Origin of the sequence: Streptomyces sp. NPDC008086, from assembly GCF_042957325.1 — a bacterium.
GTDB lineage: Bacteria > Actinomycetota > Actinomycetes > Streptomycetales > Streptomycetaceae > Streptomyces.
Genome location: NZ_JBIBIA010000004.1, coordinates 313,741 through 329,081, shown reverse-complemented (window position 1 = coordinate 329,081; position 15,341 = coordinate 313,741). Strand labels below are relative to the sequence as shown.

Genomic DNA, 15,341 nt, shown 5'->3' with positions numbered 1-15,341 from the left:
GCGGGGACCCGGGGGCGGGGAGGGGCGACAGGTCGGCGAGGCGGCCGCACGAGTCCCGTAATTCGGTGGTCCCGGTCGGAGCCCCCGGTATAGCGTCCCGCCTCGTGCCCGAGCCCCGTCCCGCCCCCCACCCCGTCCTGCCCTCATGAGCCTCGCCCGTACGTTCATCGACGTACGGCCGCTGCGTACCTCCCCGGTCTTCCGGCGGCTGCTGATCGGGCGGACGGTCTCCGTGCTCGGCGGCTTCATGACCCTGGTGACCGTCATGTACCAGGTGTGGGACATGACGCACAGCCCGGTCTGGAGCGGTGCGGTCGGGCTCGCCCAGGCGCTGCCCCTGGTGTGCGTGGGTCTGTTCGCCGGGTCGTGGGTGGACCGCGGGGACCGGCGGCGGATCTTCCTGGTGACCACCGTCGGGCAGGCGGTCTGCGCGGCCCTGCTCGCGGTGCAGGGCTTCACCGGGGGCGTGCCGGTGGCCGGGGTCCTCGCGCTGGTGGCGGCCGGTTCCTGCTTCGGCGCGGTCGGCGGTCCGGCGGCGGGCGTGTTCGTGCCGCGGCTGCTGCCGAAGGAGCAGGTGGCGGCCGGGCTGGCCCTCAACCACGCCAGCGGCCAGGTGATGATGCTGCTCGGCCCGGCGCTGGGCGGGCTGTTCCTCGGCTGGTTCGGCATCGGCCTGTGCTATCTGCTGGACGCGCTGAGCTTCGGTCTCGCCTTCTACGGCGCCTTCGGCCTGCCCGCGCTGCCGCCGGAGGGCGAGCCGTCGCGGGCCGGGCTGCACGGCGTCCTGGACGGACTGCGCTTCCTGGCCGGCCACCGGGTGGTGCGCGGCGCGCTCGTCACCGACCTCGCGGCGACGGTCCTCGCCATGCCGGCCAGCCTCTTCCCCCTGATCAACGCCGAACGCTTCGACGGCAACCCCCGCACCCTCGGCCTGTTCATGTCGGCCGTCGCGGTGGGCGGTATGACGGCGACGGCACTGTCGGGTTCGGTCACCCGCCTGGGCCGACCGGGCCTGGTGATGCTGTGCGGGGCGGGCACCTGGGGGACCGCGCTCGCCCTGTTCGGCGTGACCACCAACCCGTGGCTGGGGTTCGCGCTGCTGATGGCGGCGGGCGCCGCCGACGCCCTCTCGGTCGTCTCCCGCGGCACGATCGTCCAGACCCGCACCCCCGACGCCCTGCTCGGCCGGGTGACGGCCGCCGAACAGATCGTCGGCCAGGCCGGCCCCCACCTCGGCAACCTCCGCGGCGGCCTGGTCGCCGGCTGGACCTCCGGTCCGACCGCCCTGATCACGGGCGGCCTGCTGTGCGTGCTCGCGGTGACCTGGGTGGGCACGAGTACGCCGGAGCTACGGGACGGGAGGGTCACGCCGGACGAGGGGTGAGGGGCACGGCGGGGCCGGGCACCCCGGAACGGCAGCCTCACGCCGGACGGGCCATCAGCGGCACCGTGGGATCCAGGCACCACCCCAGCACGGCCGGCCACGGCCCGTACCCGGCGTCCAGGTCGAGGTGGGCGGCGCCGGGGAGGATGTCGGTCGGGAGCGCGAGCGGGGTGCCGTACAGGGTGTCGGCGCCCTCCTCGCAGTACGGGTCGTCGTCGCCCGCGACCAGCCGGGTCGGGCCGGGGAGGGTGAACTCCAGGGGCGGCGGGGCGAATCCGGCGACCTCCGGGTGCCGGGCGAGTACGGCACCGGACGGCGGGGCGACCAACAGCACCCGGTCCACGGCGTCGAGCCCGGGCAGCCCGCGCGCGGCCGCGTGCAGCCACAGCACGGCCGACAGGCTGTGCGCGACCACGACTCGTTCCCCGCCGGCGTCGAGCGCGTCGAGGTGCCGGGCCAACTCCGCCAGCCATACGTCGAGTTCGGGGTCGTCGGGCTCGGGCAGCTGCGGATATCCGACCTGATGGCCGATCGCGGTGAGCCGACCGGCGAGCCAGTGCTGCCAGTGGCCCTCGGGGCGGTGGTTCTGCCAGCCGTGCAGGATGAGGTAGGCGGTCATGGCCCCGATGGTTTCCGATCACCGCGGGGCCGGTCCAGCCTTACCGCCCGTCGTCCGACGCCCCGGCGCCCGGCCACCCGCGCCTCCAGCAGCTCCCGGCGCTCCGGCTCCGCTGCGCGCCGGTGCTCCAGCGGCTCGAGCCCCGCTCACAACCGTGCGCGCAGCGCCCCGAACTCCTCGTGGAAACCGGGGAAGGTCTTCCGTACGCAACCGGGGTCGTCGAAGGAGATGCCCGGCACCCGCAGCCCGGTCACCGCGAAGGACATGACGACGCGGTGGTCGCCGTACGACTTGATCTCAGCACCTGTCGGCCCGTCGGCAGCCGTCGGCCGGATCTCGATCCAGTCCGGCCCGGTGGCCACCTCCACCCCCAGCCGCCGCAGGTTCTCCGCGCACGCCTCCAGCCGGTCGCACTCCTTCACCCGCGTGTTCGCCACGTCCTCGATCCGCACCGGGCCGGAGGCGAACGGCGCTATGGCGGCGAGGGTCGGCATGGTGTCGGAGATGTCGCGCATGTTGACGGTGACGCCCCGCAGTTCGCCGGTCCCCCGGACCGTTGTCGCGTCCCGGCCCACCGTCACGTCCGCGCCCATCCGCCGCAGTACGTCGACGAAGCCCAGGTCGCCCTGGAGCGCGCCCTCGCCCAGGCCCGGGACGGTGACCTCGCCGCCCGTGACGGCCGCCGCGGCGAAGAAGTAGCTCGCGGTGGACGCGTCGGGCTCGACGGCGTAGGTCGTGGCCCGGTAGCCGCCCGGCGGCACCACGAAAACGTCCCCCTCCCGCCGTACCTCCACCCCGAACGCCCGCATCATCGCCATCGTGATCTCGACGTACGGCACGGAGACCAGGTCGGTGACCGTGACGCGCAGGCCCTCGCGGGTCAGCGGGCCGAGCAGCAGCAGGGCCGTCAGGTACTGCGAGGACTGGCCCGCGTCCAGCGTCACCTCGCCGCCCGCCACACCGGCCGCCGTCACGGTCAGCGGGTGGTGGCCCTCCTGGTCCTCGTGCCGCAGGTCCACGCCCAGGTCGCGCAGGGCGCGGGTCAGTGGGAGCAGGGGGCGGCGGCGCATCTGGGGCGAGGCGTCGAAGCGGTATGTGCCGTGGCCTGCGGCCGCCAGTGTGGGCAGGAAACGGGCCGTCGTCGCGCCGTCGCGGCAGTAGACGTCCGCCTCCGGCACCGCGGGGCCCTGCGGGCGGCCGTCGACCTGCCAGGTGTCCGGCGTCCGGCCGACCCGGTAGCCGAGCCGGGCCAGCCCCTCGGCGAACCCCTCCGTGTCGTCCGAGCGCAGTGGCCGCACGAGCGTGGTGACCCCGTCGGCCGCGGCCGCCAGGAAGAGGGCACGGGCGGTGATGGACTTGGAACCGGGGATGTCGATTACGGGCATACCGCCATGATCACCCGCCCCCGCGATGCCGCGCCCACCCGTCCACAAACTGGACCCGCCCCCGCCGCCCCTACCCGTCCCATCCTTCTGGGGCTCCGCCCCAGACCCCGCTCCTCAAGCGCCGGAGAGGCTGAGACCTTCAGCCCGTCCGGCGTTTGAGGACGAGGCCCGAAGGGCCGATCAGGGGGGTTTGGGGGCGCAGCCCCCAGGGATGGGACGGGTAGGGGCGGCGGGGGCGAGGGAACGGTTGGTCCCATCGACCTCACTCTCCCCCGCCCTACCAACTTCGCGGATTCCAGCCATCCCCGGGAACCCAGCCCCACCCCCGCCCGTCCAACCCCCGAGCTGCCGGAGAGTCACCGTGGTGCGGTGTCGGCCCTCGCTGCTGGCTGCGATAGCTGACCAACCCTCTCCGCCGTACCGCGGCCGGCAGCACGCCGTCATCGGCGCGCCCCCCTCCAACTGCGCCGATGGCGGCCCCTCCTCGGTTGTGGTGCACTCCCTTGACTGGCAGAAACTTCCCGGTTATTGGTGACTTCTCGGAAGTTTCCTTCAGCGCACCACCTCCGGAAGGAGCGCACGTGCCCGACACCAGCCCAGGAAACACCGCGAGACCCGCCAGACGTACGGTCCTCACGGCCACCACCGGCCTCACCACCGCCCTCGCCCTCCCCCTCGGCGGCACCGCGCACGCCTCCGCCCCCGACGACAGGAAACTCCGCGCCCTCATCGCCCGGATGACCCTGCCCGAGAAGGTCGGCCAGCTCTTCGTCATGCGGGTCTACGGCCACTCCGCCACCACCCCCGACCAGGCCGACATCGACGCCAACCTCAAGGAGATCGGCGTCCGGACGGCCGCCGAGCTGGTCGCCAGGTACCGGGTGGGCGGCATCATCTACTTCACGTGGGCGCACAACACCCGGGACCCGCACCAGATCGCCGACCTGTCCAACGGCATCCAGGGGGCCTCCCTCACCCAGCCGCGCGGCCTGCCCGTCCTCATCTCCACCGACCAGGAACACGGCATCGTCTGCCGCGTCGGCGAGCCCGCCACCCTGTTCCCGGGCGCCATGGCCATCGGCGCCGGCGGCTCCCGCTCCGACGCCCGTACCCTCGGCCGGATCGCCGGACAGGAACTCAGGGCGCTCGGCATCCGGCAGAACTACTCCCCCGTGGCCGACGTGAACGTCAACCCGGCCAACCCGGTCATCGGCGTCCGCTCCTTCGGCGCCGACCCGCACGCCGTCGCCGGGCTGGTCGCCGCCGAGGTGGCCGGATACCAGCGCTCACCGCACGCCCGGCAGGTCGCGGCCACCGCCAAGCACTTCCCCGGGCACGGCGACACCGCCGTCGACAGTCACTACGGCTTCCCGGTCATCACCCACACCCGTGCGCAGTGGGAGAGCCTGGACGCACCGCCCTTCCGGGCCGCGATCCGCGCCGGCATCGACTCGATCATGACCGCGCACATCATGGTCCCGGCCCTCGACGACTCCGGCGACCCGGCCACGCTCTCCCGCCCGATCCTCACCGGCATCCTGCGCGAGGAACTCGGCTACGACGGGCTGGTGGTGACCGACTCGCTCGGCATGGAGGGCGTCCGCACGAAGTACGGCGACGACCGCGTCCCCGTCCTGGCACTCAAGGCCGGCGTCGACCAGCTCCTCAACCCGCCGTCCCTCGACATCGCCTGGAACGCGGTCCTGAAGGCCGTACAGGACGGGGAACTCACCGAGGCACGGCTCGACGAGTCCCTCCTGCGCATCCTTCGGCTGAAGGCGAAGCTGCGGCTGTTCGAGGAGCCGTACGTCAGCCAGGGCGGCGTCGACCGCAACGTCGGCACCCGGTCCCACCTCGCGGCCGCCGACCGTATCGCCGAGCGGACGACGACCCTGCTGGTCAACGACGGCCGATTGCTGCCACTGTCGCGGCGCACCCATCCCAAGGTCCTCGTCGTGGGCGCCGACCCGGCCTCCCCGTCCGGCACGACGGGCCCGCCGACCGGTGTCCTCGCCGCCGCCCTCACCGAGCTGGGCTTCACGGCGACCGCCCTGTCGACGGGCACCTCGCCCTCCGCCGCCACCGTCGCCCGAGCCGTCGAGGCGGCGCGGACGGCGGACGCGGTGGTGGTCGGGACGTACAACGTCACCGCGAGCAGCACCCAGAAGACGCTGGTCGAACAGCTCCTCGCGTCGGGCAGGCCGGTGGTGGCGGTGGCCGTGCGCAACCCGTACGACGTGGCCCATCTGCCCACCGTCCGGGCCTGCTTGGCGTCGTACTCCTGGACCGACGTCGAGCTGCGCGCGGCCGCCCGGGTGATCGCCGGACGGGTGGCACCGCGCGGGAGGCTGCCGGTGCCGGTGCAGCGGGCGGACGATCCGACGCGCGTGCTGTATCCGGTCGGTCATGGGCTGTCGTACGGGCGGGGTTAGCACCGCACGGCACAGTGGGGGCCTGTCCGGCGGACAGGCCCTAGCTCTTTGGGCGTAGCGCCCGTACGCCACACAACGGGCGCACTCACCCCCAACCGGCGCAAAGGACCCCACATGTCTGGCGTGTGCCTGCCGCGGCGGGTCACGCTGGACGGGGGTACCCGGGGGGAGTGCGATGCGTGAGCGGAATGTGGTGGGGGTGGCCTGTGCGTTGCTGGTGCTGCTCGCCGCGCTGGTGACGGGGTGCCAGAGTCCGTCGGGGGCGGCCAAGGAGGACGGGCGGCTAGGCGAGAGCGCGAGTTCCGGCGCGGGCGCGGGTGTCGGGCAGAGCGATCGGCAGACGACGTCGCCCACGCGGCCCGCCGGGTACGGCGCGGTGTTCCTCGGGGTCGACGAGTGCAGTTCCTTCGGAACGACCAGTTTCACCGAGGTGCCGTGCACCGGTGAACGGGCGGCGGCGCGGGTCGTGTCCCGGCACGACGGCACAGTGGGCGACGGGCCGGTGTGCCCGGGGACCACGGACTTCGTGCTGCACATCAGCGAGCAGAGCCGGACCTCCGACGAGGACGGCGACGGCGCGATCCCGCAGGGCTACGCCTGTATGCGCAACCTGGCCCCGCCCCACCCCGGCGACCCTGGCGGCGGAGGCGGCCCGCGCACGATCGTCGGCGACTGCGTCTACAGCTCCGGCGACGGCCAGGTGCGCGAGACGTCGTGCGACGGCGAGGGGAAGCAGCGGCCCGAGTACAAGGTGACCAAGGCCGTGGACAAACGGGCGAAGTGCCCGCTGTCGACGGCCCTGTACGTCCAGTTGGGCGGCGAGGAGCCGGTGGGCTGCGCCCGGCCCGTGTGACGGCCCACAGGGGCCGGGCGCGGCACCGGGATCACGGGCGCAGGGTGGGCTCCCGCTCCACGTCGCGCACGTCCAGCTTCGCGTCGTACCTCGCCAGCGGCTCCGCCCGGTTCACGGCGGCGGCCGGGACGCCCGCCCACTGCAGGATGCGGGCCGTGGCGAGGGCCTTCTCGTCGCCGACCAGGCCGTCCACGCGGGCGCCGTGGTTGGCGCCGGGGGCGGTGAACACGTACGAGTCCTTCGCGCCCTTGCCGAGGCGGAACGGCTCGGCGCCCCACGGGTCGTTCTGCCCGTAGACGAAGAGCATGTGGCGGGCGTTGTGCCGCACCCAGGTGTCCACGTCGCGCATGGCCCGCGGCTGGAACTTCGTCGGAATGTCCTGCGGGACGAAGTTCCGCGGGGGCTGGTAGCCGTAGCGCAGGTACTTCTTCTCGATGTGCGGGAAGTGGATCGTCGGCGCGCCGAGCTGGGTGGCCGCCTGGTAGTAGTACGGCGTGTACGGCTCCAGGCCCTGGTCCGTGTAGAAGGAGAAGCCGGAGACCGTGTCGATGGACGTCCAGATCTGGTCGTCGGTGGCGTTCTTCGCGTCCGGCGGGATCAGGGTGTCGTCGGCGCAGTTCTGGAGCAGGTTGTACTGCCAGAAGCCCCAGACGTAGTCCAGGACGACCGCCTCGTACGCCTTGTCCAGGCTGCCGACCGTGCGGAAGGTGTAGCCGTTCTCGGCGGCCAACGCGGCGTACTTCTTCTCCAGCGGCTCGCGGCGCACGAGTGCCTCGCGCTGTACGGCGTTCAGCCGGTCGCGGCACTCCTTGGTGCCGACGCCCGCGAAGAAGCGGTCGTAGGCGGAGTCCTCGCGGTTCACGACGTCGTTGGGGGCGACGTAGGCGACGACGCCGTCCATGTCCTGCGGGTAGAAGCGCTCGTAGTAGGTGGCGGTCATGCCGCCCTTGGAGCCGCCCGTGGAGATCCAGTTCCGGTCGTAGACCTTCTTCAGCGCCCGGAAGATACGGTGCTGGTCGCTGGCCGCCTGCCAGATGTCCAGCTTGGTCCAGTCGGCCGGGTCGGGCCGGGACGGGGTGAAGAAGCGGTACTCCATGGATATCTGGTTGCCGTCGACGATCTGGGTCGGCTCGCGGCGGCTGGGTGTCGTGGAGACGCCGTAGCCGCCGGTGTAGAAGACCGTCGGCCGGCTGACGTCCTTGTGCAGCACGGTGATCCGCTGCTGGAACGTTCCCTTGGTCGGATGCCGGTGGTCGACCGGCTGGGTGTAGTTGAGCACGAAGAAGCGGTAGCCGGTGTACGGCTTCTCCTCGATCAGGCTCATCCCCGGTATGGAGAGCAGCCGGTCCTTGATGTCGGTGGTGGTGGCCGCCGACCGGGCGGTGGTGGCCGCCCCCGCGGTGCCCGCCGTGCCCAACGTGCCGATCAGCACGCCGAGCGCCAGCAGCCATCTGAGCGCCTTCCGCATGCACCCTCCCTTGTGAGTCAGATGTGCGTGCGGAAGCTATCGGAGCAACTCCCCGACACACCAGGGGAGATGGAGAATTCCCGGAAGCGGAGGCGGGGCGGAGGCCCGGCAGAAGCGCGAATCAGCCGGTCGGCATCAGCGCCAGCGTCAGCACAGGATCCAGCCCTTGCTGACCGACCCGCTCCCCACCCGGCCCGTCACCCACACGCACCGCTGCCCGGCATGGACGGTCACCGGACCGGCCCGGCGGGTGTACAGGCCCTCGTCGGTCACCGGCTTGGCCCGGAACGCCTGCACGCTGACCTTCATCGCCTGCTGCCGCCCTGGGCGCCTGGGCAGGACGATGGCGCAGACGTGGCCGCGCTTCTTGTAGACGTACAGGGTGCCGGTGGAGAACGGGTACGTCTTGACCTTGCGGCCCTCGCAGCGCGTGGCGGCCGCTGCCTGCGCCTGCGTCGGGGCCGCGACCGCGATCAGTCCGGCCGCGGTCAGCACCGCAAGACCGACGGCCAGCCGTCGGCGTATCGCACCACTGTCCACTTGGTTGTCCTCCCCGTACACCGGCGATGAGCGTACTGGTGTACGGACGCACGACGTAGGCCGGATGGTTGCACACCGGCCCCGCCCGTCCCGCCCGCACCGCCCCTACCCGGCCACCTGAGCGGGCTCTTCCGGCTCGGTCTCCCCCACGAAGGTCCGCCACAACTCGGCGTACCGCCCGCCCCGCGCCAGCAACTCCTCGTGCGTGCCGTCCTCGGCGACCCGCCCGTGATCCATCACCACGACGCGGTCCGCGCGGGCGGCCGTGGTCAGGCGGTGGGCGACAATCAAGGTGGTGCGCGCGCAAGCGCTCGACGAGGGGTGGTGGTCGGGCGACGGGAGGGCCGTGCGGCGGCCGGCGACGCGGTCCGTGGCCTGGTTGACCTGGGCCTCCGTGGCCAGGTCCAGGGCGGCGGTCGCCTCGTCGAGGAGCAGGATGTCGGGGTCGACCAGTTCGGCGCGGGCGAGGGCGATCAGCTGGCGCTGGCCGGCGGAGAGGTTGCGGCCGCGTTCGGCGACCTCGTGGAGGTAGCCGCCGTCGAGGGTGGCGATCATCTCGTGGGCGCCGACCGCGCGGGCCGCCGCCTCCACGTCCGCGTCGGTGGCGTCCGGCCGGCCGTAGGCGATGGCGTCACGGACGGTGCCCTGGAAGAGGTACGCCTCCTGCGGGACGACCCCGAGGCGGTGCCGGTACGACGTGATGTCCAGGGCACGCAGGTCCGTGCCGTCGACGGTCACCCGGCCGCCGGTCGGGTCGTAGAAGCGCGCCACCAGCTTGACCAGGGTCGACTTGCCCGCCCCCGTCTCACCGACGAACGCGACCGTCTGCCCGGCCGGGATGCGCAGGTCGACGCTGCTCAGCGCCTCCTCGTCCGCCCCGTACGTGAAATGCACGTCCTCGAACGCGACCTCGCCGCGCAGCGACAGCACCTCCAGCGGCTCCTCGGCCGCCTTCGTCGAGGTCGGCTCCCGCAGGAGCTCCTGGATGCGGCCGAGCGAGACCGTGGCCTGCTGGTAGCCGTCGAAGACCTGGGAGAGCTGCTGGACCGGGGCGAAGAACAGGTCGATGTAGAGCAGGTACGCCACCAGCGCGCCGGTCGTCAGCGTCGCGGCCTCGATCCGGGCGCCGCCCACGATCAGCACCGCCGCCGCGGCCCCCGACGACAGGAACTGCACGAACGGGAAGTAGACCGAGATCAGCCACTGGCCCCGGATGCGGGCCTGCCGGTAGCTGTCGCTGCGCTCGGCGAACCGCGCGCCGCCGTCCCGCTCGCGCCGGAAGGCCTGCACGATCCGCAGCCCGGACACCGACTCCTGGAGGTCGGCGTTGACCAACGACACGCGCTCACGGGCGAGTTCGTACGCCTTCACGCTCGCCCGGCGGAAGAAGTAGGTCCCGACGATCAGCGGCGGCAGCGTGGCGAAGACGACGAGCGCGAGCTGGAGGTCGAGGACCAGCAGGGCGACCATGATGCCGAAGAAGGTGACGACGGAGACGAACGCGGTGACCAGGCCCGTCTGGAGGAACGTCGACAGCGCGTCGACGTCCGTCGTCATCCGGGTCATGATCCGGCCGGTCAACTCCCGCTCGTAGTAGTCGAGTCCGAGCCGCTGGAGCTGGGCGAAGATCTTCAGCCGCAGGGAGTACAGGACGCGCTCGCCGGTGCGCCCGGTCATCCGCGTCTCGCCGATCTGCGCCACCCACTGGACGGTGACCGCGAGCAGCGCCAGCAGGGAGGCCGCCCAGACCGCGCCGAGGGCCACCTGGGTGACGCCGGAGTCGATGCCGTGCCGGATCAGGACGGGGAGGAGCAGGCCCATGCCGGCGTCCATGGCGACCAGGCCGAGGCTGATCAGGAGCGGCGGCCCGAAGCCTCGCAGCAGCCGCTTCAGGCCGTACGACTCCTCCGGCCGGACCGCCTTGGCCTCGTCGATGTCGGGGGTGTCGGTCGCCGGCGGCAGCGCCTCCACCTGGGCGAGCAGCTCGGGGGTGGCCGGGGACTCCGTCAGCGCCGGGTCCTTGCGTTCGCGGTCGCCGGTCCACAGCCTCGGCGTCACCCCGCGTTCGGCGTCGAACTCGGCGTCCAGTTCGTCGCGTACGGAGGTGTCCTCCTGGGGGCAGACGGGCTGGGCGTGGCCGGGTGAGACGCCGCCGAGTTCGTCGGGGTCGGTGAGGAGGCGACGGTAGAGGGCGGACCGCTGCTGGAGTTCCTCGTGGGTGCCGATGTCGGCGAGGCGGCCGGCGTCGAGGACGGCGATGCGGTCGGCGAGGTTGAGGGTGGAGCGCCGGTGCGCGATCAGCAGCGTCGTCCGGCCCTCCATGACGTGCTTCAGCGCCTCGTGGATCTCGTGCTCGACGCGGGCGTCCACCGCCGAGGTCGCGTCGTCGAGGACGAGCAGCCGGGGGTCGGTGAGGATGGCGCGGGCGAGCGCCACGCGCTGGCGCTGGCCGCCGGAGAGGGTCAGGCCGTGTTCGCCGACCGTGGTGTCGTAGCCGTCGGGCAGCTCGGCGATGAACCGGTCCGCCTGGGCCGCGCGGGCGGCCGCGCGGATCTCCTCGTCGGTGGCGTCGGGGCGGCCGTACGCGATGTTGTTGCGGACCGTGTCCGAGAAGAGGAAGGAGTCCTCCGGCACCAGCCCGATCGCGGCCCGCAGCGAGTCGTAGGTCAGCTCGCGGACGTCGTGGCCGCCGACGAGGACGGCGCCGCGGGTGACGTCGTAGAAGCGCGGGAGGAGGAGGGAGACGGTGGACTTGCCGGAGCCGGAGGAGCCGACGACGGCGAGGGTCTCACCGGGGCGGATCTCGAAGCTGAGGCCGTCGAGGACGGGGCCGGAGGAGTCGTCGTAGCCGAAGGACACGTCGTCGAACTCGACGGTCGCGGGCGCGTCGGCGGGCAGCGTCTTGGTGCCCTCCTTGATCGACGGCTCGGTGTCGATCAGCTCCAGGACGCGCTCGGTGCCCGCCCGGGCCTGCTGCCCGACGGTGAGGACCATGGCGAGCATGCGCACCGGGCCGACCAGCTGGGCGAGGTAGGTCGAGAAGGCGACGAACGTACCCAGCGTGATGTTCCCGCGCACCGCCAGCCAGCCGCCGACCGCGAGCATGGCGACCTGGCCGAGCGCCGGGACCGCCTGCAGGGCCGGGGTGTACTTCGAGTTGAACCGGATGGTGCGCAGCCGCCCCGCGAAGAGCCGCCGGCTGACGTCCCTGAGCTTCCCGGTCTCCTGCTCCTCCTGCCCGAAGCCCTTCACCACGCGTACGCCGCTGACGGCTCCGTCGACCACGCCCGCGACGGCGGCGGCCTGGGCCTGGGCGTACCAGGTGGAGGGGTGCAGCTTGGTCCGGCTGCGCTTGGCGATCCACCACAGGGCGGGGGCGACCGCGAGGGCGACCAGCGTGAGCGGCAGGGACAGCCACGCCATGACGACCAGGGATATCAGGAAGAGCGCGAAGTTCCCGATGGTCATCGGGAGCATGAAGAGCAGGCCCTGGATCAGCTGGAGGTCGCTGGTGGCCCGCCCGACGACCTGCCCGGTGGACAGCTCGTCCTGCCGCCGCCCGTCGAGCCGGGTGATCGTCCCGAACATGTCGGTGCGCAGGTCGTGCTGGACGTCGAGGGCGAGGCGGCCGCCGTAGTAGCGGCGGATGTAGGTCAGGACGTACACGGCGAGCGCGGCGGCGATGAGCAGGCCGGCCCAGAGGGCCATGCCTCGGGTGTGGTCGCCGATCACGTCGTCGATGATCACCTTGGTGATCAGCGGTACGACGGCCATGACGGCCATACCGGCGAGGAGCCCAGGGCCAGGACGACGTCCTTGGGGTAGCGCCACGCATACCCGGCCAGTCTGCGCGCCCAGCCCTTGGTCTCCCCCTGATGCGCTGCCACGCGGGTGCCCTCCGTTCGTCCTGATCTACCGGAAGGCACCAACGCCGGTGAGCCCTGATTTCATCCCGCCGCAATGCGCTCCGCGGGTTCGGCCGCTTTCGTTGTCCTTACCCGCAAGTAATAGAACCGTGTCGTCTGTGCGGCGTTCTGGTTGTCGTCGCTGACCAGCAGCACCTTCAGGCGGTCGCCCGCACGGCCCGTGATCACCATGCCCTCGATGTTGTCGAGCAGCGGGTTCGGCTGGGGCTGCTTGGCGGTCGCTCCCCGTGACGGGCAGTTCACGATGTCGGCGAGCAGCGTCTTCCTGACCAGCCGTACGCCGTCCTGCCCGGTGAGGTTCTCGACACCGCTCGTGTCCGTGGCGCGGCGCGGGTCGGCGAGGTAGAGGCGGACGGTGTTGCCGACGCCCGCGGTGAAGCCGCGTTCCAGGACGAGGAGGCGGCCGTCGGGGGTCGCCTGGACCTCGGGGACGCCGAGGCCGGCGTCGGTGCGGTAGGCGTACTGGCGGGAGAGCCGGAAGTGCCCGCCCTTGGTCTCGCGCCAGGTCTGGAAGCGGACGATGCCGGAGCTGTCCCCGGCGAGCGCGTACTCCATCGACGCGAGCAGGGTGCGGCCGCCGGGCAGCAGGGTCAGGCCCTCGAAGGTGCCGTTGGAGACGGCGCGGCCGGCCGGGGCGACCTTCAGGGCGTCCGGCACGGGGAGGCGGTCGAGGATCCTGCCGTCGCGGGAGTAGCGGCGTACGGAGGGCTCGGTCTCGGAGGAGACCAGCCGGCTGCCGTCCCGGTCGACGACGAGGCCCTCGGAGTCGAGGGCGGCGCCGCTCTCGTCGGCGAGCGGGACGACGGCCCGGGGCGCGAGCGTCCTCCTGTCCAGGTTGAACAGGGCCGAGCGGTCGGAGACGGCCGCGAGCGAGCCGTCCCGGTCCACGGCGAGGGCGGAGAAGTTACCGACGAAGGTGCCGTCGTACGTCGTCTTGTCGAGCGCGTCGGAGAAGCGGTCGATGGAGACGGCGGGCGAACAGGCGTGGCTGCCCGGCGTGTTGGCGGGGACGGTGGGGGTGACGGTGGCGGCGTGGACGTCGGCGTTCGCCGGGCCGGCGGCGGTCAGGCACGCGGCCGCCGCCAGGCTCGCGGTGGCGGTGGCGAGTACGGTTCTCAGGCGCATGGGGGTCACCGTAGGACGGGTGGGTGACGCGAGGTGGGCCGCCCAGTTAAGGCTCGGCTCGCGTGAGGCTCAGCTCGCGGCCAGGTCCTTGTGGATGACCTTGGCGACGCCCTGGATGGTCGTGACGCCGTAGTTCATGGTGCTGTTGCCATGGGTCAGCACAGTCATCACGTAGTCGTGCCCGCGCCCCTTGAAGGCGCCGACGCTGTGCACCCGCCAGCCCTGGGTGGCACGCTGCAGCCAGCCGTTCTTGACGGCGACGGTGACGCCGGACGGCACGCCGTACGGGGTGCCCCAGCGCTGCGAGGAGACGACCTGGCCCATCAGCTTCAGGATGTAGGCGCGGGAGTTGTCGCTGAGTATCGCGTTCTTGGCCGTGATCAGCTTCAGCAGCTTCTGCTCGTCGGTGACGGTGATCTGGGTCAGTCCCCAGTAGCCGTTCGCGCCGGGCTTGGTCTGGGTCATGCCGGCGGCACCGAGGAACCCCTTGATCTTCGTCAGCCCGAGCTGCTTCCAGAGCGTGCTGGTCGCGGCGTTGTCCGACTTGGTGATCATCGCCTTCGCGAGGGACACCTCACGGTCGGTGAGATACCGGTTGTGCTTCTTCGCGTCCCACAGCAGCGCGGCGAGCACGGTCACCTTGACGACGCTGGCGGAGTCGTAGGCGCTGGAAGCCCTGAGCGCGCAGGTGGTGTTGGTGGACCGGTCGTAGAGGCCGACCGCGATGGTCCCCTTGCGGTTGGCCAGCGCGGCGGTGATGTCCTTCTTCAGCTTGGCGGCGAGGCCGGCTTTGGCGGACGTACAGCTGACGGTGGGTGCGGTGGCCGCGACGGCGGGGGTGGCGGCCGCGACACACGGTATGAACACCCCGGCCACGACACCTGTCGCGAGGACTGCTCTCGCACGTCCGGAAACGCCTCTTGATTTCGCTCTCGATACCCCTTGAGTCATGCCCTGTTGACTCGCGAGCCCAAGGGAAAGGTTGTACGCACGTGGACCCTTTTACACACCGAAACGGTCACGGCACGCATGGCCCTGCACGACGACTTCATGATCAATTCCCTTGCCGTACACCCAATGACAAGATCGTCCGACATAGCGTCACCTCGACCAGACTGGCGTGATCACGTCAGATGCAGGTAAATCGGAGGGGACGTTCCATGCGCAGACAGAGGATGATCGCGGCCGTCACGGGATGCGCCTCGGCCGCGGTGCTCGCCAGTGCGATTCCGGCGCACGCCGAAGGGAGCTGGAGTTCCAGCATGAACGGAGTGCGCACGGGCTTCGACTCCCGTACGTGGACGGACAACAACAACGACAGCGTCAGCACCTCCATATCCCTGAGCGGTTGCAGCAACGGCGGACTGGGCCCCGCGGTCAGCAACACCCAGCTCCAGCTGACCCGCGAGACCTCGATCGTCCAGCCCGACGAGGACCGGGGCCGCTACACGTTCCACTGCAGCAGCTCCGCCTCCCACGCCTTCGGCGACCAGCCGAAGGGCGACTACCACTTCACCGTGACGAAGATCCAGGACAGCTCGTCGGGCTACTACCTGAAGGTGGACTCGGTCTCGGTCCGATACTGAGCACCGCAGGCGCTACGAGCATC

At 71.7% G+C, this 15,341-nt stretch carries 10 protein-coding genes and 1 pseudogene; 4 read left to right on the top strand and 7 right to left on the bottom strand.

What is annotated here, in order from left to right:
* Window positions 1-145 precede the first annotated feature (145 nt).
* Entirely contained in the window at window positions 146-1,384 is a 1,239-nt protein-coding gene (locus tag ACFZBP_RS15700; RefSeq protein WP_391413472.1) for an MFS transporter, read from the top strand.
* Between the two features lie 37 nt (window positions 1,385-1,421).
* On the opposite strand, the gene ACFZBP_RS15695 is transcribed toward ACFZBP_RS15700, so the two are convergent.
* Both ACFZBP_RS15695 and aroA read right to left on the bottom strand, forming a co-directional pair.
* On the bottom strand, window positions 1,422-2,003 hold the full coding sequence (locus ACFZBP_RS15695; RefSeq protein ID WP_391413470.1) for an alpha/beta hydrolase: 582 nt from the start codon (window positions 2,001-2,003) through the stop codon (window positions 1,422-1,424).
* Window positions 2,004-2,149: 146 nt separating this feature from the next.
* A complete protein-coding gene (gene aroA, locus ACFZBP_RS15690) occupies window positions 2,150-3,388 on the bottom strand; it encodes a 3-phosphoshikimate 1-carboxyvinyltransferase (protein ID WP_391413468.1) in 1,239 nt (412 codons plus the stop codon).
* 581 nt (window positions 3,389-3,969) lie between these two features.
* Here aroA and ACFZBP_RS15685 point away from each other — a divergent pair.
* A complete protein-coding gene (locus tag ACFZBP_RS15685; protein WP_391413466.1) occupies window positions 3,970-5,820 on the top strand; it encodes a glycoside hydrolase family 3 N-terminal domain-containing protein in 1,851 nt (616 codons plus the stop codon).
* 175 nt (window positions 5,821-5,995) lie between these two features.
* A complete protein-coding gene (locus tag ACFZBP_RS15680) occupies window positions 5,996-6,673 on the top strand; it encodes a hypothetical protein (protein WP_391413464.1) in 678 nt (225 codons plus the stop codon).
* Between the two features lie 31 nt (window positions 6,674-6,704).
* Here ACFZBP_RS15680 and ACFZBP_RS15675 read toward each other — a convergent pair whose 3' ends face one another.
* The 5 genes and pseudogenes from ACFZBP_RS15675 to ACFZBP_RS15655 form a co-directional block, all read right to left on the bottom strand.
* On the bottom strand, window positions 6,705-8,141 hold the full coding sequence (locus tag ACFZBP_RS15675) for a S28 family serine protease (RefSeq protein ID WP_391413462.1): 1,437 nt from the start codon (window positions 8,139-8,141) through the stop codon (window positions 6,705-6,707).
* Between the two features lie 147 nt (window positions 8,142-8,288).
* Window positions 8,289-8,681, bottom strand: coding sequence for a hypothetical protein (locus tag ACFZBP_RS15670; protein WP_391413459.1), 393 nt, complete (start codon window positions 8,679-8,681; stop codon window positions 8,289-8,291).
* A 105-nt stretch (window positions 8,682-8,786) separates the two neighbouring features.
* Window positions 8,787-12,568: pseudogene (locus tag ACFZBP_RS15665) on the bottom strand (ABC transporter ATP-binding protein).
* A 60-nt stretch (window positions 12,569-12,628) separates the two neighbouring features.
* Window positions 12,629-13,732: an esterase-like activity of phytase family protein gene (locus tag ACFZBP_RS15660; RefSeq protein ID WP_391413457.1), complete on the bottom strand. Its 1,104-nt coding sequence runs from the start codon at window positions 13,730-13,732 to the stop codon at window positions 12,629-12,631.
* A gap of 69 nt (window positions 13,733-13,801) precedes the next feature.
* Window positions 13,802-14,683 (bottom strand): serine hydrolase, encoded by an 882-nt coding sequence (locus ACFZBP_RS15655; protein WP_391413454.1) that lies wholly within the window; start codon window positions 14,681-14,683, stop codon window positions 13,802-13,804.
* 209 nt (window positions 14,684-14,892) lie between these two features.
* Between ACFZBP_RS15655 and ACFZBP_RS15650 the strand changes: the two genes are divergently transcribed.
* Window positions 14,893-15,318 carry a hypothetical protein gene (locus ACFZBP_RS15650; protein WP_383454513.1) on the top strand — a complete coding sequence of 142 codons (426 nt, stop codon included), beginning with the start codon at window positions 14,893-14,895 and terminating at the stop codon, window positions 15,316-15,318.
* Window positions 15,319-15,341: the final 23 nt, after the last annotated feature.